This window comes from Agathobacter sp. LCP21S3_B2, assembly GCF_052118705.1.
Lineage (GTDB): Bacteria > Bacillota > Clostridia > Lachnospirales > Lachnospiraceae > Roseburia.
In genome coordinates, this window is sequence record NZ_JBQKGQ010000004.1 from 85,275 (window position 1) to 103,884 (window position 18,610).

At 42.8% G+C, this 18,610-nt stretch carries 16 protein-coding genes and 1 pseudogene; 16 read left to right on the plus strand and 1 reads right to left on the minus strand.

Annotated features, from left to right (window positions below; translation table 11 throughout):
* Nucleotide 1: 1 nt before the first annotated feature.
* The 11 genes and pseudogenes from yihA to ACTQ1L_RS04240 all read left to right on the plus strand — a co-directional run.
* Nucleotides 2–592: pseudogene (gene yihA, locus ACTQ1L_RS04190) on the plus strand (ribosome biogenesis GTP-binding protein YihA/YsxC); the annotation flags it as partial.
* 223 nt (nt 593–815) lie between these two features.
* A complete protein-coding gene (locus tag ACTQ1L_RS04195; protein ID WP_441365543.1) occupies nt 816–1,898 on the plus strand; it encodes a metal ABC transporter substrate-binding protein in 1,083 nt (360 codons plus the stop codon).
* A gap of 26 nt (nt 1,899–1,924) precedes the next feature.
* Complete coding sequence (locus tag ACTQ1L_RS04200; protein ID WP_321111106.1) at nt 1,925–2,692, plus strand: metal ABC transporter ATP-binding protein; 768 nt, start codon at nt 1,925–1,927, stop codon at nt 2,690–2,692.
* Nucleotides 2,689–3,501, plus strand: a complete 813-nt coding sequence (locus tag ACTQ1L_RS04205; protein ID WP_321111108.1) for a metal ABC transporter permease — start codon at nt 2,689–2,691, stop codon at nt 3,499–3,501. Before ACTQ1L_RS04200 ends, ACTQ1L_RS04205 begins: the two co-directional genes overlap by 4 nt.
* A gap of 145 nt (nt 3,502–3,646) precedes the next feature.
* Nucleotides 3,647–4,330 carry a hypothetical protein gene (locus tag ACTQ1L_RS04210; protein WP_441365545.1) on the plus strand — a complete coding sequence of 228 codons (684 nt, stop codon included), beginning with the start codon at nt 3,647–3,649 and terminating at the stop codon, nt 4,328–4,330.
* 179 nt (nt 4,331–4,509) lie between these two features.
* Entirely contained in the window at nt 4,510–5,391 is an 882-nt protein-coding gene (gene ispE, locus ACTQ1L_RS04215) for a 4-(cytidine 5'-diphospho)-2-C-methyl-D-erythritol kinase (RefSeq protein WP_441365547.1), read from the plus strand.
* A gap of 89 nt (nt 5,392–5,480) precedes the next feature.
* A complete protein-coding gene (locus ACTQ1L_RS04220; protein ID WP_321110722.1) occupies nt 5,481–6,167 on the plus strand; it encodes a GntR family transcriptional regulator in 687 nt (228 codons plus the stop codon).
* Between the two features lie 191 nt (nt 6,168–6,358).
* The gene (locus ACTQ1L_RS04225) at nt 6,359–7,837 is read left to right on the plus strand and encodes a spore germination protein (protein WP_441365548.1); all 1,479 of its coding nucleotides are present in this window, start codon (nt 6,359–6,361) and stop codon (nt 7,835–7,837) included.
* Nucleotides 7,830–9,566, plus strand: coding sequence for a GerAB/ArcD/ProY family transporter (locus ACTQ1L_RS04230; RefSeq protein ID WP_441365550.1), 1,737 nt, complete (start codon nt 7,830–7,832; stop codon nt 9,564–9,566). Before ACTQ1L_RS04225 ends, ACTQ1L_RS04230 begins: the two co-directional genes overlap by 8 nt.
* Nucleotides 9,567–9,617: 51 nt before the next feature.
* Nucleotides 9,618–10,253, plus strand: coding sequence for a stage II sporulation protein R (gene spoIIR, locus ACTQ1L_RS04235; protein ID WP_441365551.1), 636 nt, complete (start codon nt 9,618–9,620; stop codon nt 10,251–10,253).
* A 162-nt stretch (nt 10,254–10,415) separates the two neighbouring features.
* On the plus strand, nt 10,416–10,859 hold the full coding sequence (locus ACTQ1L_RS04240; RefSeq protein WP_321110715.1) for a DUF1934 domain-containing protein: 444 nt from the start codon (nt 10,416–10,418) through the stop codon (nt 10,857–10,859).
* 115 nt (nt 10,860–10,974) lie between these two features.
* Here the strand turns inward: ACTQ1L_RS04240 and ACTQ1L_RS04245 are convergent, their stop codons facing one another.
* The gene (locus ACTQ1L_RS04245) at nt 10,975–11,508 is read right to left on the minus strand and encodes a hypothetical protein (RefSeq protein WP_441365553.1); all 534 of its coding nucleotides are present in this window, start codon (nt 11,506–11,508) and stop codon (nt 10,975–10,977) included.
* A 181-nt stretch (nt 11,509–11,689) separates the two neighbouring features.
* Between ACTQ1L_RS04245 and ACTQ1L_RS04250 the strand changes: the two genes are divergently transcribed.
* The 5 genes from ACTQ1L_RS04250 (at nt 11,690) to scfA (ending at nt 18,552) form a co-directional block, all read left to right on the plus strand.
* Nucleotides 11,690–15,082 (plus strand): glycosyl hydrolase 53 family protein, encoded by a 3,393-nt coding sequence (locus ACTQ1L_RS04250; RefSeq protein WP_441365554.1) that lies wholly within the window; start codon nt 11,690–11,692, stop codon nt 15,080–15,082.
* A gap of 110 nt (nt 15,083–15,192) precedes the next feature.
* Complete coding sequence (locus tag ACTQ1L_RS04255; RefSeq protein WP_441365557.1) at nt 15,193–16,452, plus strand: trigger factor; 1,260 nt, start codon at nt 15,193–15,195, stop codon at nt 16,450–16,452.
* 58 nt (nt 16,453–16,510) lie between these two features.
* Complete coding sequence (gene asnS / locus ACTQ1L_RS04260) at nt 16,511–17,902, plus strand: asparagine--tRNA ligase (RefSeq protein WP_321112122.1); 1,392 nt, start codon at nt 16,511–16,513, stop codon at nt 17,900–17,902.
* Between the two features lie 71 nt (nt 17,903–17,973).
* Nucleotides 17,974–18,315: a hypothetical protein gene (locus ACTQ1L_RS04265; protein WP_321112121.1), complete on the plus strand. Its 342-nt coding sequence runs from the start codon at nt 17,974–17,976 to the stop codon at nt 18,313–18,315.
* Nucleotides 18,316–18,408: 93 nt separating this feature from the next.
* Nucleotides 18,409–18,552, plus strand: coding sequence for a six-cysteine ranthipeptide SCIFF (scfA, locus tag ACTQ1L_RS04270; protein WP_012741873.1), 144 nt, complete (start codon nt 18,409–18,411; stop codon nt 18,550–18,552).
* Nucleotides 18,553–18,610: the final 58 nt, after the last annotated feature.

An 18,610-nucleotide genomic window follows, 5' to 3' on the forward strand; every position in this document is an offset into this window, starting at 1 on the left:
TATGGTAATTAAAAGTGTTAATTTAGAGACAGTTTGCGGAATTACAAGCACAATCCCTGACAATGAGTATAATGAGGTGGCATTTGCCGGCAAATCCAATGTAGGCAAATCGTCGCTGATCAATGCGCTCATGAACAGAAAGTCACTTGCCAGAATCTCTTCACAGCCCGGCAAGACGCAGACCATCAATTTTTACAACGTCAATGACGCCATGTATCTGGTCGATCTGCCGGGCTATGGCTATGCCAACGCCAATATCGAGATAAAAGCCAAATGGGGACAGATGATAGAAAACTATCTGCACACCTCAAAAAAGCTTCAGGCAGTGTTTCTTTTAATAGATATAAGGCATGAGCCATCGGACAATGATATCATGATGTATGACTGGATGGTAAACCAGGGTTTTGCACCGATCATCATTGCAACCAAATCTGATAAATTGAAAAAAAGCCAGATTGCCGCACACATAAAGACCATCAAGGATGTGCTTCATGTGAAGCCGGGCACGGTAGTCATACCGTTTTCGTCCATGTCAAAGGATGGCAGGGATGAAATCTGGAAGCTCATAGATTCACTCGTATTTGACGAGGAGACCCTTCTTGCCATGAAGCAGGAGGAGGCAGCAAAGCGCGAGGCAAAATCGGCGGCAAAAAAAGCCGTTTCATCGGAGCCACACAAAAAGGAGCGCTGGAAGAAGACCGGAAAGCCGGTTGCGAAAAAGACGAAAGAGCGCAGAGATAAGGCCAAGAGCAAAAAAAGCGCTAATAATCATAAAAAGAAATAAAGCTATAGAAAGAAAGGCGAATATTTAATATATGAAGAATAAATGCAAATTTGTAGGCATTATGTTTTTGTGTATATTGATAGTGTGTACGCTTGCCGTAATGGCATACGAACACGCATATGAACACACATCAGGTAAAACAGGAGCTGCCGGTGAAATGTCAGATGCTTCGGACAGTGCAAAAAATACTGACGAAGCTGATGATATGCTTACTGTCGTGACATCCTTCTATCCTATGTACATTGCCACTTTAAACATAGTGGATGGTGTGAAAGGAGTGAGACTCGAAAATCTAAGCGAGCCACAGACCGGCTGTCTGCACGATTTCCAGCTCACACCGGAGGATATGAAGCTTTTATCCACAGCCGATGTTTTTGTAATAAACGGAGGCGGTATAGAGTCGTTTATGTCTGATGTGGCAAAGGCGTATCCGAAGCTTGATGTGGTTGAGGCTTGTGAGGATGTGGCACTTCTTTCTGATGATGAATCAGACAGTGACCACGACCATGATCACGATGCAGATGCAGAATCAGACAGTGACCACGACCATGACCACGAAGCAGACGCAGAATCAGATAGCGCGCACGATCATGACCACGGTGATGAGAATGCCCATGCATGGATGAGTGTGCCGCGTTACCGCACCATGGTCAAAACCATTGCCTCTCATCTGGCACAAAAGGATGAGGCACACGCTGAAGAATATTATGCGAATGCCGAAAAATATGACGCCAAACTTGCAAAGCTCGAAAAAGAGCAGGACAGCTTAAAAAGCTTAACAGATGGGCAGAATATCGTCATATTCCATGAGGCCTATGCGTATGTGGCTGATGATTATTCCATGAATGCATGCTACCTGTTAGACCTTGACGAGGAGCGCTCAGTCAGCGCAGGTGAGATAAAGCAGGTAATTAGTGCAATAAAGGATGACGGAGTGTCGGTAATACTCGCTGAGGAGCTCTACGGAAAGAGCATGGGAGATACCGTATCGCGTGAGACAGATGTGCATGTGGTTTATATCGATCCTCTCAACAGGGGAGAGTACGACAAGGACAGCTATCTTGACGGTATGGAGCAAAATATAGAGCTTATCAAAGATGCATTCACTAAATAAAATTGGAGGTGACTATTCGAGAATATATGCGGAAAATTATACAGCCATGTGGCTTTCATTGCATAAAAATAAATAACCTTGGAGTGAGCTTCGGAGAGCAGACGGTGCTTGAGGATGTAAATATGCACATACACTGTGGCTCCTTCAATGTCATAATAGGCCAGAACGGTGCCGGAAAATCCACACTCATAAAGGCGATATTGGGCGAGATACCTCACACCGGTACGATTGAGTTCAAGGATACGAAGGACGGACATATGGCAAAGCTCAAAATCGGCTATGTGCCGCAGTCTGTCAATATTGAGAAAAATACACCGGTCAGTGTGTATGACCTCATAGCAAGCTACCGGTACAATTATCCGGTTTTTCTGCCGAAGAGCAAAAAGATAGAGGCAAAAATAAAGGAGACACTTGAGGTATTTGAGGCTGAGGAGCTTATCGACAAGCAGGTGTGCAACCTCTCGGGAGGACAGTTGCAGAGAGTGCTTCTTTCCATGGCAATCATGGATGAGCCGAATCTGCTTCTTTTGGATGAGCCGGTGTCGGGAATAGACCAAAACGGCATGGAGCTTTTCTACAAGACCATGGATTATTTAAAGACACACTATGACCTTGCAATCATACTGATATCGCACGATTTGGACTATGTGGCAAAGTACGCAGACCATGTTGTACTGCTTGATAAGACAGTAGCAAAGCAGGGAACTGTGAAGGAAGTGTTTGAGAGCAGGGAATTTGAGAGAATTTTCTACACAGGAGAGGAATCCTGGGTGAGAGAGGAGGAGCACAAATGAATATAACCTCCTGGCTTCAATATGATTTCATGAGAAATGCCCTTATCGCTGTGCTCATCATCACACCGCTATTTGGCATAATGGGAACCATGATTGTAAACAAAAAAATGGCATACTTTTCAGACGCGCTCGGACATTCGGCACTTACCGGAATCGCTGTCGGTGTGGTATGCGGCATGGCTGATACCTCACTTGCCATGGTGATATTTGCGATAGTGTTTGCGCTTCTTTTAAACAAGATTGGCAGTCTGAACACAGCGTCAACAGATACCATTATATCTGTATTTTCATCGTGCTCTGTGGCTATAGGTCTTGCGATACTGTCAAAGGGCGGCAATTTCAGCAAATACTCAAGCATATTGGTGGGCGATGTGCTAAGCATCACAAAGACTGAGATAGTGTATCTCATCGTGATTTTTGTGGTCACGATAGTGTTCTGGGTGTTTTGCTTCAATAAGCTCAACGCCATCTGCATACACAGAAGCGTGGCAAAAAGCAAGGGCATACATGTGCGTCTTTTGGACAATATGTTTGCAGTGCTTGTCGCACTCATAGTTATGCTATCCATCAAGTGGATAGGCATACTTATCATAAATGCGCTGCTTATACTGCCGGCGGCTTCATCAAGGAATATTTCAGAAAATATGCGTGAGTATCATTTCTTTTCAGTGATATTTTCAGTATTTTCCGGTATAGTCGGCCTCGCAGTGTCATACTACACCAATGTGGCAACAGGTCCGATGATAGTGATTATCGCATCGGTAATATATTTTTCGACATTTATATTTGGCAGAAAATTGAAAAAATAACGGCTAAAGCTATAAGCAACAGACGCAAAACAGCCGATACACAATATAAGAGATAAACTGTTTAGCTATATCAGACGCTATACAGGGTGATAATAGTATAGTGGGAAAGGATTCCCGCACGCACATTACCAGGGAGGGATGAGAAATGTTAGATGCTATTTCAAGTGTAGTTTCAGCAGTAGCGGCGCAGAGTGTCACAGCAAAGGACGAGGCGCAGACAAAGAATACTAATACCGCTTCAAAGAAGCAGGATGCAAAGACGGATAAGTCGGATGCAAAGACTGCAGGCTTCAGCGAGGAGGCAGCTGTATATGAGAAATCAGACAGCAGGGATGATTCAAAGGATACTGCAAAGAGCACAGTAAACCAGAAGATGAGCAAGGCAGACAGAGATGCACTGGTACAGGCACTTAAGGATGATGCCAATGCCAGACAGCAGCAGCTTATCGAGATCGTCAGAAAGTCCATGACAGGACAGGCTTCAACCTGGGACAAGTCACAGGGCTTAAAGAGTCTGTTTGAGAATCTGACTGTAGATGCAGACACAATAGCGCAGGCCAAAAAAGACATCGCAGAGGATGGATACTGGGGAGTTGAGAAGACCTCAGACCGTATTCTTGACTTTGCAAAGGCACTGTCGGGAGGCGACAAGGACAAGGCTGATGAGCTTTTGAATGCATTCAAGAAAGGCTTTTCACAGGCAACAGGAGCCTGGGGAGACAAGCTGCCATCAATATGTCAGGATACATATGATGCAGTGCTCAAGAAGTTTGATGACTGGAAGAATGGCACAGAGGACGGTATTGATTCAGTTATTAAACTGTACTAAGACCGGGCTAAAAACAGAATATGATATATTAGAGGGACTGCGCGCAACGTGCAGTCCCTTTTTAGGTTAATTTAACAGATGAGATGTAAAAATTAACAATTAAATGAGAATATTTAAATTTGCTCTTTTTGGTAGGGTGTGTTATAATCTTTGTATACAAAAAACAGAGGTAATACAATATGGGTAGTAATAACGATATTTCATTAAAAGCATTAGCCAAGATTAATTTGGGGCTCGATGTTGTGAGGCGCAGAGAGGACGGATATCATGAGGTCCGTATGATTATGCAGACCATTTATCTGTATGACAGGCTTGATATCAAAAGGACAAAGGAGCCGGGCATACAGATACAGACAAATCTGTCTTTTCTCCCTGTAAATGAGAACAATCTCATATACAAGGCTGCGAAGCTTCTTATGGATGAGTTTTCTATAACTGACGGTGTATCAGTGAAGCTGGACAAGCGTATCCCTGTTGCGGCAGGAATGGCAGGGGGCAGTACTGATGCAGCAGCCATGCTTTTTGGCATGAACAGGCTTTTTTCACTGGGGCTGACAAAGAGGCAGCTTATGGAAAGAGGTGTGCAGATTGGCGCGGATGTGCCATACTGTATTATGAGAGGTACGGCGATGGCTGAGGGCATAGGAGAGGAGCTTAGTCCGCTTCCACCAATGGTAAAGTGTCCGGTGCTCATTGCAAAGCCGTCCATCTCAGTATCCACCAAGTTTGTGTACCAGAATCTGAAGCTTGATGATACGACAATTCATCCGGATATAGACCTACTGATAGAGGATATAAAGGCTGAGAATCTGCATGACATTGCAGCACACATGGGAAATGTCTTAGAGACCGTGACCATACCAAACTATCCGGTGATAGACGAGATAAAGAAGCATATGCTTTCCCATGGTGCAGTGGGAGCCATGATGAGTGGCAGTGGTCCGACAGTTTTTGGATTGTTTGACGATGAAGATACCGCAAAGAAAGCATATAAAGCCATGCGAAGCTCACATCTTGCCAGACAGGTGTATCTGACATCTGTATACAATAATCGCAAATGATATGATACCGTGACAGCATAGCAGGTGCTTTATAGTTACCTTATTTTCTTATAGATTAGAATGATAATACAAGAGATAGGAGAAGTTTGATGACTGATAATTTAACTTTAAATATGGATGCATATCTGCCACTGCGTGATGTGGTTTTTAACACACTTCGTGAGGCAATTTTAAAGGGAGAGCTCAAGCCGGGCGAGAGACTTATGGAGCTGCAGCTTGCGTCAAAGCTTGGAGTCAGCCGTACACCTATACGTGAAGCAATCAGAATGCTTGAGCAGGAGGGGCTTGCAGTTACGATGCCGCGAAAGGGCGCAGAGGTTGCCAAGATGACTCTCAAGGATATGGAGGATGTGCTTGAGGTGAGAGAGGCTCTCGATGAGCTCGCAGCCAAAATTGCATGTAAGAAAATCAGTGATGAGCAGCTCGCAAAGCTAAAGACAATAAAGGATGAATTCAAAAAGAGCATGGATTCGGGTGATGTGAAAAAGATAGCTGAGGAGGATGTGAAGTTTCACGATGCTATCTACGAGGCAACCGACAATGCGAAGCTTGTATCTATGATGAACAATATCCGTGAGCAGATGTACCGCTACAGAGTGGAGTATTTGAAGGACCCAAAGAATTATCCGATGCTTGTGAAGGAGCATGATGCCATCTACAGGGCGCTTGAGGCAAGAAATATGGATCTTGTGACTACAGAAATGCATACGCATGTGGCTAATCAGGCGGTTGCTGTGAAGGCTGTGATACAAAAGCAGGATGAAGAAAAGAAATAAAACAGAAATATAACAAAAGCAAGGGCTGCCGGTCACACTGACGTGTGAACGGTGCCCTTTTTTAGTGGCTTAGTTAGTGGCTTAGATAGTTACAAAATAAACAATCAGGGATATTTGCGAGCTTGTATGGTCATACTATATCAGGGATTTTAAATCTGACGGGATTTATTGGGTATATAGGAGAGTTAAAGATGACCACAAACATAGATGAGAACATAAAAAGCTTCAGGCAGATATATTCTGACTGTTCAGATATCAAGATGCAGGAGATGTATCTGGGGCGTGATGCGTCCATAAAGTGTTTTGTTGCATATATTGAGGTGACATGTGCAGGCTCCGGTATCAATAACAGTGCGTTTGGACGATTTACCTCATACCTTGAAGGGATAGACCGGGATCAGGTTAAGGAAGTACTTGACAAAAATCAGGCAGCTCTATCCGAATTTGCGCATCTTCATACGGTTAGAGAGGCAGCCCAGATGATGCTGACAGGAGACGTGATATTTTTTGTGGATGGCTATCCGGATGCCTTCAAGCTTCCCGACAAGGGATATCCCGCCATGTCAATTCAGGAGATTGATTCGGAAAAGGTCATAAGAGGCTCAAATGAGGGCTTTGCTGATTCCATAAAGATAAATACTGCACTTATCAGGCGCAGGCTAAGGAGTACACGCTTAAAGTGCAAGGAGGTGAAAAAGGGACTTCGAGGACACAGTAATGTGGACATACTATATGTGAGAGACCTCGTAAAACCGGGGCTTGTAGAGGAAGTAGAAAAGAATCTGGACAGCTATGTGATAGACCATGTGGGGGATTCGGGAGTTCTGGAACAGTTTGCTGAGGCAAAATGGTATTCACCGTTCCCACAGCTTCAGACCACAAAGCGGCCGGATGTGGCGGTAAATGCGCTCCTGGAGGGGAGGGTGGTGGTGCTGTGCGATAATTCACCGATAGCAATAATACTGCCAACCACCATGAACAATTTTTTAAAAACCGCAGATGATTACTATAACAGAACGATAGCGGCAAGCTTTGCCAGATTGATAAGGTACGTGGCAGCCTTCATGTCATTTACATTGCCGGGGCTTTATCTGGCGGTCACAAATTTTCATACACAGATACTGCCGACACCTCTCATACTGGCATTTTATGAAGCCAGACTCGGCTGCCCATTTCCGCAGCTCATAGAGGTGCTCATGATGGAGCTGTCCTTTGAACTGCTTCGCGAAGCCGGCATAAGACTTCCCGGAGCCATGGGAAATACGATAGGCATAGTCGGAGGCCTCATAATCGGACAGGCAGCAGTGGATGCAAATTTAGTAAGCCCTATAGTGGTCATCCTGGTTGCATTCACCGCACTCTGCTCGTTTGCCATACCGAGTGAGGAGTTTGCATTTTCATTTAGGATACTCAAATTCGCTGTAATAATTATGTCGGCATGGCTTGGATACTTTGGATTTTTAATAAGTCTGATGGTGATACTTTTGCATCTTGCAAAGCTCAAAAGCTGTGGTTATCCATACATGATGCCATTCGTGGGCAGCGAGCTGACAGGCAGCGAGGATGAAAAGGACAGTATCATACGATTTCCGCTTCGCAGACTGTGGAGACGTCCTGTGTTTGCAAGAGAAAAGGAGTGCAGAAAGCTGAAAGGAAATAAGTATGACTAAAAATATGGGTAAAAGAGATACATTTGCACAAAACGAAAGCATATCGCCCCGCCAGCTATACAGACTATACGTCTTTAATCTGCTTGGAGTAGGCACACTGGTGCTTCCAAACAATCTGGCGAAGCTGGGAAAGTATGGTTTTATCTCAATCGCACTCGGTGTTTTCATGGCATGGCTATTTATGTGGATAGTAAGCGAGGTACGAGAACAGAAGAAAAATATATATGACAGAAGCTTTGGTAAAACAGCACATGCAAAAATATTAATTTATGATTTAATTATTGCAATATACGAGCTGTCACAGGCCGCATTTCTTGCATGGATATTTGTAAAGCTGATACGTGACAGCCTTATACCGGATGAGTCATTTACAGTTGTACTTCTTGTGATAATGGCAGTGTGCGCTTATGCGCTAAGTGGCGGAGTGGAGTGCCGTGCCAGGGTATATGAGGTAGTATTTTTCTTTGTGCTGATACCGCTTGCTGCTATGCTTTTGTTTGCGATATCGGATGTGAGATTAGACTATCTGATGATTAAGGACAGAGTCGGTGTGGACTTTGGCATAGCGGATATATTTGCGGGCGCATACTATGTGTTTGCAGCATCCATTTCCGTGTTCAATATACTGTTTGTAAGGGAGCGCACTGCCTCACAGATACGATGGAGTGTGAGTAAAGCAATACTCACATATGCAGGCATTCTTTTTTTATTGTATGCAGTATTGCTTGGGAGCTTTGGAAAATATTCATTGTCAGAAATCGAGTTTCCGGCTGTGGTACTGATGAGTGATGTGCAGATAAAGGGAAGCTTTTTTAAGAGGGCAGATGCACTGATGCTGTCGGTGTGGTTTTTCACGCTGTTTTCAGTGCTCATTATGAGCCTTTATTATGCGGTTTTAAGATGTGAGAATTTTGCTAAAAATACGACAAAAGTTATATTTACATTTAATAAAAGCCGAGGCTTCAGTAACAATAAACAATTAAGCTGTGACAGACAGAAAAGCCATGACGAGGAAAATAGCAGTATGAGAAGCTGGTGCATCATATTTGTTATAGCAATCATAGTGACCTTAGCATATATTCTTGAAAGTGGAGATGAAATCGTGAAAAAATATCTTGGATTTTTATTGTGCATAGCGATACCGGTCATAGTAGTGCTGACGATAGGTCTCATGCTTACCGGCTGTAGTGCAGTGGAGCTTGAGGAGCGTTGCTTTCCGACACTTGCTGCGGTGGATGTTGTAGCTGTAGATACTGACGAAATAACCGATAAAGAAGTAACAGGTAAAGAGGTAACTGATTACAAAGAATATGTTAGCCACAGAGATGATTTGGCAAATGAAAGTAGCGGATATATAGAGTTTTATTATAACATGGACAAATCCTATGAGCCCGAATATGCAGAGGATATCAAAACAGCCGTGGACAGCTTCGAGGAGCGGCTGTCACAAAAAGCCGATACCAATCATCTAAAGGTGATATTAATAGGAAAAACGCTTAGAAATGATAAAGCAGCTTATGCAAGCTTCATGGAATACTGCAAGACATCCAAAAAATTTCCGAGAAACACATACGTGTGCATAGCAGATGATATAAACGATATCTTTGACAACATGGGTGATTATTATGAGCAGAAAATGAATAAGGAGAATCATGAGGATGGGGAACCGATAATTACACTTGGCACCTTACTGGATGACTATACGAATGAAATTCATGGAGCATGGTAAAAATTTCAAAAAGGATGAATAATCTTTTCAAATAAGGCAATACTTGTTTACATGAGAAAGAGAATAATAATAACAACCATAGCAATAATATCTCTTGCGGCAGTAATCGCTGTAAAAAATCATGCACCTGCGATAAGCACAAACAGTACAGCATGTACATCCGACATGCAAAAATCCATCGCCGGCAAAATCCTGCGTTTCCACGTGCTGGCAAACAGTGACAGTGAAGCAGACCAGAATGTGAAAAAGCAGGTGCGCGATGCAGTAGGGGCTTACATAGAGCCATATCTGCTGGAGTGCGAAAATATCGAAGAAACCAGAGCCACCGTAAATGACCATATGGACGAAATAATAGCGGTATCAAAGGAGACGCTTGTAGCAAATGGCTTTACATATGGCGCATCGGCAGAGCTTACACACACCGATTTCCCGGAAAAGACGTATGGGGACTATACATTTCCTGAGGGAAATTACGAGGCACTTGAAATAACACTGGGCGATGGAGCCGGTCATAACTGGTGGTGCGTGCTGTATCCAAACATGTGCTTCAGGGGCAGTGTGTACGAGGTGGTGGATGATGATGCAAAGGAAAATCTTAAGGAGGTGCTCACACCGGATGAGTATGAGAGCATATTTGACAGCGGAAAATATGAAATAAAACTAAAAATCCTTGATATTTTCAGATAAAACAGTTAGTATATTCATGCTGAAAATATGAAAATATGTAATGACTAATTATTAAAGAATGAATTGATGTAACTATTCAGAACAGAAATATGTGGCTTACAACTGTGAAGGTACTGACAGTTACGAATTAATTTAAATGTAGAAGAGGATAAGGAGAAAGAAATGACAAAGGATGTAGTAGTATCATTAAAGGGCCTGCAGCTCGCACCGGACCAGCAGTCTGATGCGGTAGAGGTGATTGCCCCGGGAGAGTATTATATAAGAAATAACAAGCACTATGTGCTTTTTGAGGAGATAATGGAGGGTGAGACCCAGACACTCAAAAATATGCTTAAATTCAATGAAAATTATCTTGAGTTCACCCGCAAGGGACCGATGAGCGTACATATGATATTTGAGAAGGGAAAGAAAAACCTGACATATTATTATACACCGTTTGGAAGTATCCAGATAGGTATTGATGCCACAAGCATAGAGGTAAAGGAGACTGAGGACGAGATAAGGGCGGAGGTAAAGTATGCACTTGATGTCAACTATGAATTTGTAGGTGACTGTCACATCAATATAACTGTGAAGAAAAAAGGCGCAGCAGTCAAAATTGCATAAAAGTCTGCCAGGCCTATGGGGTAAAAAAATATAAAGCATATAAAAAACAGAGCATGTGAGGATGAATGCCATCCCACATGCTCTGTTTATGTACATGAAAATTAAAATCATGATATTATTTCTTTTTTGCTTTTTTAGCAGCCTCTTTAGCAGCTTTTCTTTCAGCCTTAGCAGCCTCCTCAGCCTTGAGCTGTTCGTTGGCCTTGCTGTAGTTTTCTGCCATTCTTGCACGGAAGCCTTTTTTCTTCTTAGGCTTCTCAAGAGGTCCTCTGATACCGCGGACAGCTGTGATGTAGATACCGCTGATAGAAGCCTTAACCTCTTTCTTTAAAGGAATCTCATCAAAGATCTGCTCGTCGGCGATAAGAGACATGACTCTTGGTCCGACCTTGGCCTTGACTACAGGCAGCTTTGAGCGGCGCATAAGCTTTGGTGTCTGCTCAATAATCTGCTGTGGGAGACCGGCATCCTTTAGCTTCATACGCTTTTTGTCAATGATTAGCATGTTGACTGTCTGTGATGCAGCAGCTATCTGCTCGTCCTGCTCTTCCTTTCTTTTTTGTGCTTTTTTACCGAGGATTGTTAATACTATAAATGCTACCACAAGCACTACTGCGATAACAATAAGTACGATTAATGCTGGATTCAAAACGTATCCCTCCTAAAAATTTGCTTATTTAAATCGATTTTATCAAATAAGCTAAAAAAAATCAATCTTTATTGCAAGAATAGGTGAAATCGTAGTATAATAGAACTATATTTTTAAAAGATAACTATTCTGAATAGTTACAAAGATCTATATTAGAAGACATAAAGGAGTATATTTATAGATGAAGAAGATAGCTCTTCTGGCAGACGGCTGGAGAAGATATGTAACATATTCGTGGATTGAGGGTATCATGGGAGGCTCAAAAGAGCTGGGACTGGACTTGTGTCTGTATTTTTACAGCACGAATGGTACATGGAGTCATGATCCAAAGTTTAACAGCGGTGAGTACGCGCTGTACGATCTGCCTGATTTAAACAGCTTTGATGGTATTGTTTTTGATTGCTCAAACACGACAGACCAAAGCCAGGTATATAGGATGCTCAAAATGCTTTCAGAGGTAAAGGTACCTGTTGTGAGCATTGGGTATAAGATAGATGGTTTTTACTATGTTGGCAATGACAATAAAAAGCTGTTGCGCAAGGTGATGGATCATATGTATTACGAGCACAACTGCAGAAGCTTCGTATTTGCAGGAGGTCCGGCATATAATTATGAGAACAGGGTGCGTTTTGAGGCTTTTAAGGAAGCTCTGTGCGATTATGGGATACCGCTTACTGAGGATATGTACATGTTTGGCGAGTTTGACTATCAGACCGGTGTCAGATATATGAGTGAGTGGTATGAGAAAAAAAGAACGTTTCCGGATGTGTTTGTGTGTGCAAATGACAATATAGCGGCAGGACTGTGTGCGACTGCTGAAGCATTAGGCTACAGAGTGCCACAGGACTTTAAGGTCACAGGCTTTGACAACCTGGACAAGGCCGCATATTTTAATCCACAGATTACCACTGTCGAGAACAATAGAGGCAATATAGGAAGGGAGGCTTTTGAAATATTAAAGGAGCTTTGGAATGGCACGGGTAAGGCCGCAGACAAATTCCTTGATTCCGAGTTTATTCCGGCAGAGAGCTGCGGATGTCCAAACACCGGCAGAGTGGATTATCGTAATTATATGAAGGAAATAGTCAAGAACTCGGTGACAAAGGAACAGGAGGAGGATGCAGTAATGATCCTCCAGAATAAGCTTGAGGAATGCAATGATTTCTATGATCTGTTCAAAAAATATTCAGACTATATCCAGACTATGAAGTGTGATGGAGTCTACGCTGTTGTGGTACGTGACCTTTCAGAGGCGAGTACGAATGCACATTTCAGAAAAAAAGGCTATGATGCTGATGATGAAGTGGTATTGTTTGCTGAGGACAAGGAAAGCGGTCATCTTGAATTTCAAAGCGTACAGGAGCTTATGCAATATATGGAGAGTGCCGGGGAAAACACCTGCTTTATGCATTGTTCTCTGCATTTCAGGGATGATATAGTGGGATATGTGATACTCAGGAATCCCGAGTTCTTATACGATCATCCGGAGCAGTTTGATATTCAGTCTGCGCTTATAAAAAAGCTTGAGAACCTTTTCAAGCAAAAGGTGCTTGAGAACACAAATGAGGAGCTTAAAAATCTCTACAATCGTGATGCACTCACAGGACTCTACAATCGTGTAGCCTGCAATGAGATGGTTATTCCGCAGTTTGACTGGCTTGCATCCAATAATGTTGGCTGTACGATAATATTTTTGGATGTGGATGATTTCAAGGATATTAATGATACTTACGGACACAAGTATGGAGACAATCTGCTGAGAACCGTAGCAGGAGTGCTTGATGAGCAAAAGCCTTCAGGCAGCACGGTCTACAGATTTGGCGGTGATGAGTTTATCGTATTTATTCCGGGAGAGGATCATGTGCTCACAGAGAAGTATATTGAGCGTGTATACAATATTATGGAGCAGCACAATATGTATATCAGCCATGGCATTATCCATACAAAGCCCGGCAGCGGAAAGAGCTTTGATGATTATCTTGTCATTGCAGACAAGCAGATGTACAGCTTTAAGCAGCAGCACAAAAAGAAAAGAAAGAGCAGCTTTTTAAAGGGTGTGGATATATCATCAATTCCACAGCTTATAGACAATGGAATCCATATAAAGGATAAAGACGGTAATGAAAGCAGAGTATTTGACCTGTTAAAGGCCAATAACATAGACTCGGTAAGGCTTCGCATATGGAATGAGCCGGGAAATGTGCCGGAGTCCGGCGGATATTGTAGTCTGGCCTATGTTCTTGAGATGGCTCATGTAATAAAAAAATATAATATGAATTTTCTGCTGGATTTCCATTATTCGGATTATTGGGCTGACCCGGGACAGCAGAATAAGCCGAAAGCATGGAGTGAGCTTAGCTTTGAGGAACTTAAAGCTGCTGTATACAAGTATACCTATGATGTGCTTTATAGGTTAAAAATCATGGATTGTGCTCCAAATATGGTGCAGATTGGAAATGAGATAAGGAGCGGTATGCTGTTTCCGGATGGGGCAGTGCCGAATTTTAACAATCTGGCAGAGCTTGTGAACGAGGGAATACGCGCCACAAGGGAACTGCTTCCGGAAGCACAGGTGATGATACATTTGGATCAGGGAGGCAGGTTTGACTGCTTAAAGCTATGGTTTGATGCTATGTTTGAGGCAGGAATGCAGCCAATTGATGCGATAGGCATTTCATATTATCCTTTCTGGCATGGTACATACATGGATTTGAAGCACACGATGAGCAGGCTGATACAGACATACGACCTGCCGGTATATATTGTAGAGACCGCTTATCCGTGGAGACATTGTGAAGATGATCATATTTCGGTAGAGATGATGGAGAGTGCAGGACTTGCTGCCGGAAAAGCGGAGCAGAAAAAAGCTCTTGAGATAATCATGCAGATTGCGGCAGAAGCCTCAAAGGCAAATGGAAAGACCGGAGTATATTACTGGGAGCCTGTAGGTGTACCGGATTGTGGCTTTGGAAGCTGGTTTACAAATATGGGCATGTTAGATACGGACGGCAGGGCATTGTGCGGCTGGGAGGCATTCAGGGATTTTGATCCCAAAAAGCTTTCGATTGAGGATCTTGATAAATGTATTGAATCGCTTTATGAATTTGAGGAATCAGAGGAAGACAGGAGGATATCACAGCTTCTGGAAAAAGGTAACAATCTGCTGTCCAATTCGGATTTTGCAAACGGATGTGATGAATGGCAGATAGATATATCCTCGTCTGAGGTAAAATATAATAAAACAGAGGATGGATTATTTATTTCATCTGATGCCAACTTTGACTTTATCATCAGCCAGACCGTAGATATAGCACAGACAGGAAAATATATGGCAGCAGTGGATTACAGAGGCACAAACACTACAGGTGTCGAGGTGTCGCTTTTTGTGACAGTTTCCGATGAAAACGGAGTCAATACATATACCGTGGAAATTTTCCCGGCAGATGTCAGATTTGTGACACATGTGGTTGATAATATTGAAATAAAGAAAAATGCAAAGGTGACAGTAGGACTAAAGATGCATACTCCTCCGGTGTTTGCAAAGATAAAGAAATTTTCACTCGTTGTAATTTAATCTGATATGTGATATTGTAGACAGGTGTGGTGCTTTGTGAACGCGTTTTTTGCCGTGGCAGGGCATTAAACATATAAATAACATGACTTACATATTTCAGGAGGATTCCAATGAGTGAGAAAAAGAATACAGGTAAGAAGGCAGTCATAGCAGTGATTGTGATTGCACTTATCGTGGTAATTATTGCGCTTGTTGCTGTGATAAGCGGCAAGAGCAAAAAGGATGGCTCAAAGAGCGCAACAGAGGCAGGCACCGAGGCCGGCAGCGAGACGATGCGAAGTGGACAGTTTGACATAGACTACGCAAAGCAGGTTACAAAGCTTGCAGACTATTCAGGTATTGCAATTACAGTCTCAAACGATTATGAGATAAACGATACAGCAAAGCAGACATATCTGACCAATGTGCTTCAGTCATATGGTGCAGATGCGTACAAGCAGGTTACAGATCGTGATACAGTTGCAGATGGCGATTATGTCAAGGTTGATTACACAGGATATAAGGATGGCACGGCATTTGATGGTGGCTCTGCTACAGATGTGATGCTTGATGTGACAAACAACAGCCAGGTTGGTGGTTCATCCTTTATTGATGGATTTACAAAGCCTATAATCGGAGCCAAGGTGGGTGACAAGGTTAAGGGTGACGTGACATTCCCTGAGGATTATGGCAATGATGACTTAAACGGACAGACAGTTACATTTGAGTATACAGTAAAGGGCATTTACTCAGCAGATCCTGTTGCACTTGCTGATATGACAGACGAGCAGGTCAACACAGTGTTTGGAAAGGCCGGAGTGACAACAAATGCCCAGCTTAGCACACAGATTGAAAAGGATTTGAATAAGCAGCTCTACAGCGCTGAGGTCAATAAGGTCAAGAGCTACATGATTGAAAACAGCACAGTCGAGATTCCTGATGAGTATCTACAGGCGAGACTCAATGAGTATATTGCTTCATTTACCAAGGAAAATGTCAAGGATGGACAGACACTTAAGAAATATTTAAAGTCCAACTACAACATGACAGTGGATCAGGCCACAGAGAAGTGGAAGGAGAATCTGACAGACCAGATAAAGACAGAGTTCATCTTTGGGCTTATTGCTGAGAAGGAAAATATCAAGATGGATGATGATACCTTCAACAGCTATGTGGATTATATCGTATCAGCCAGCAATGGCCAGTTCAGCAAGGCTTCTGAGGTATACAAGTATTTTGGAAGCGGACACAAGGATGAGGGAAAGACATACCTTAAGAACCAGTATCTTGTAAACAAGGCTATCGATAAAGTCACAGAGAAAGCAAATGTGACATTTGAGGATGGCAGTGCAGCACCTGATACTTCAAGTGGCAGCGCGGATGCCGAATAATAACGATAAATATGCTGTCTGTGGTGATGCACAGGCAGCTTAAATGGAGGATTAGATAATGGAACTTACAAACATACGCGAGATTTTCCGCAACAAGGACAAATTCGCTGACAAAGAGGTGACTATCGGAGGATGGGTCAGAAGCAATCGTAATTCAAAGAATTTTGGATTTATCGTGGTAAACGACGGTACATTTTTTGAGCCAATCCAGGTTGTATACGGAAATGGCTTAGACAACTATGATGAGGTTGGCAAGATCAATGTCGGAGCTGCAATTATCGTAAGAGGTACACTTGTGCTTACTCCGGATGCAAAGCAGCCATTTGAGATTCAGGCCGTTTACGTGACTGTTGAGGGTGCATCCACACCGGATTATCCTCTGCAGAAGAAGAGACATACATTTGAGTATCTTCGTACAATCTCACACTTAAGACCTCGTACCAATACTTTTGAGGCAGTTTTCAGAGTGCGCTCACTTTGCGCATATGCTATTCACAAATTCTTCCAGGAGAGGGATTTTGTGTACGTGCACACACCGCTTATCACAGGAAGTGACTGTGAGGGTGCAGGAGAGATGTTCCAGGTGACCACACTTGATTTGAACAATCTCCCTATGACAGAGGATGGAAAGGTGGATTTCTCAAAGGATTTCTTTAGTAAACCTACAAACCTCACTGTTTCAGGACAGTTAAACGGCGAGACATATGCTATGGCATTCAAGAATATCTACACCTTCGGACCTACCTTCCGTGCGGAGAATTCAAACACCACACGTCATGCGGCAGAGTTCTGGATGATTGAGCCTGAGATTGCTTTTGCAGACCTTGAGGATGATATGATGCTTGCAGAGAGCATGCTCAAGTATGTTATCAACTATGTGCTTGAAAATGCACCTGAGGAGATGGCATTTTTCAACAATTTTGTGGACAAGGGACTCCTTGACAGATTAAGAAATGTTGTGGAAAATGATTTTGCCCGTGTGACATACACAGAGGCTATCGACATCCTTTCAAAGCACAATGACAAGTTTGATTACAAGGTATCATGGGGCTGTGATTTACAGACAGAGCATGAGAGATACCTTACAGAGCAGATTTACAAGCGCCCTGTATTTGTCACAGATTATCCGAAGGAGATAAAGGCCTTCTACATGAAGCTGAATGACGACGGAAAGACCGTTGCAGCAGTTGACTGTCTTGTACCGGGAATCGGAGAAATCATCGGTGGAAGCCAGAGAGAGGATGACTACGACAAGCTCCTAGCCAGAATAAATGAGCTTGGACTTTCAGAGGATGACTACAAGTTCTACCTTGACTTAAGAAAATACGGCTCTGCAAGACACGCAGGCTTTGGATTGGGCTTTGAGAGATGCGTAATGTATCTTACCGGCATGGGTAATATCCGTGACGTTATCCCATTCCCTAGAACAGTTAATAACTGTGAGCTGTAATCACGAATGAACTTCATACATGAATAATTACCGCCCTCTGCACATATATATGATGTGTGGAGGGCGTTTTTATGTGGAGAAAAATCAAAGGTCCTGTGATAACAATATGTATCATGCATCTTACGGCGCTTTTGTGCCTTATCATACTTTCCATAGTACAGTGCTTTGTCGACATGGCGGAGTGGATACAGTTTGCACTTGCCATGGCGGTCAATATAGTGGTGGGGCTTGTGTGTGGATTTTTGCTCAAATGCTGCTTTCACCGCAGACGTTTTATCAGGGTGACGGTCGCAGCATACTGGATAACGTATGTGATAGCAACAGTGGTCATAGATATAGGTGAATCAAAAAATATATTCGAGCTTTTGATAATACTCCTTCTGGTAATGTTTTCAGCGCTTGTTTTTCGCTAAAAAAGGACTTTTCATATTGATAATTCTGTGATATAATATTGAAAGCAAATATGATGTTTCAATCAGACATCGTTAAATGAAAAGGAGATAAAAATGAAACACGTAAAGACATTAAATACAAGAAAATTGCAGAACACAGTTAAAAAGGGCGGATGTGGCGAGTGCCAGACATCATGCCAGTCAGCTTGCAAGACATCTTGTACAGTTGGAAACCAGACTTGTGAGCAGTACAAATAGTCATAGGTGAAGCGGATTTAAAGAGTGTGCGCTGATAGGTGCACACTCTTTTCGCAGT

Excerpts from the sequence above, each read along its gene's own strand:
- ACTQ1L_RS04255 (WP_441365557.1), top strand. The coding sequence starts at position 15,193 with ATGAGTGAGAAAAAGAATACAGGTAAGAAGGCAGTCATAGCAGTGATT.
- ACTQ1L_RS04220 (WP_321110722.1), top strand. The coding sequence starts at position 5,481 with ATGACTGATAATTTAACTTTAAATATGGATGCATATCTGCCACTGCGT.
- ACTQ1L_RS04265 (WP_321112121.1), top strand. The coding sequence starts at position 17,974 with ATGTGGAGAAAAATCAAAGGTCCTGTGATAACAATATGTATCATGCAT.
- ACTQ1L_RS04210 (WP_441365545.1), top strand. The coding sequence starts at position 3,647 with ATGTTAGATGCTATTTCAAGTGTAGTTTCAGCAGTAGCGGCGCAGAGT.
- ACTQ1L_RS04250 (WP_441365554.1), top strand. The coding sequence starts at position 11,690 with ATGAAGAAGATAGCTCTTCTGGCAGACGGCTGGAGAAGATATGTAACA.
- ispE (WP_441365547.1), top strand. The coding sequence starts at position 4,510 with ATGGGTAGTAATAACGATATTTCATTAAAAGCATTAGCCAAGATTAAT.
- ACTQ1L_RS04230 (WP_441365550.1), top strand. The coding sequence starts at position 7,830 with ATGACTAAAAATATGGGTAAAAGAGATACATTTGCACAAAACGAAAGC.
- scfA (WP_012741873.1), top strand. The coding sequence starts at position 18,409 with ATGAAACACGTAAAGACATTAAATACAAGAAAATTGCAGAACACAGTT.
- asnS (WP_321112122.1), top strand. The coding sequence starts at position 16,511 with ATGGAACTTACAAACATACGCGAGATTTTCCGCAACAAGGACAAATTC.
- ACTQ1L_RS04240 (WP_321110715.1), top strand. The coding sequence starts at position 10,416 with ATGACAAAGGATGTAGTAGTATCATTAAAGGGCCTGCAGCTCGCACCG.
- ACTQ1L_RS04225 (WP_441365548.1), top strand. The coding sequence starts at position 6,359 with ATGACCACAAACATAGATGAGAACATAAAAAGCTTCAGGCAGATATAT.
- ACTQ1L_RS04195 (WP_441365543.1), top strand. The coding sequence starts at position 816 with ATGAAGAATAAATGCAAATTTGTAGGCATTATGTTTTTGTGTATATTG.
- spoIIR (WP_441365551.1), top strand. The coding sequence starts at position 9,618 with ATGAGAAAGAGAATAATAATAACAACCATAGCAATAATATCTCTTGCG.
- ACTQ1L_RS04200 (WP_321111106.1), top strand. The coding sequence starts at position 1,925 with ATGCGGAAAATTATACAGCCATGTGGCTTTCATTGCATAAAAATAAAT.
- ACTQ1L_RS04205 (WP_321111108.1), top strand. The coding sequence starts at position 2,689 with ATGAATATAACCTCCTGGCTTCAATATGATTTCATGAGAAATGCCCTT.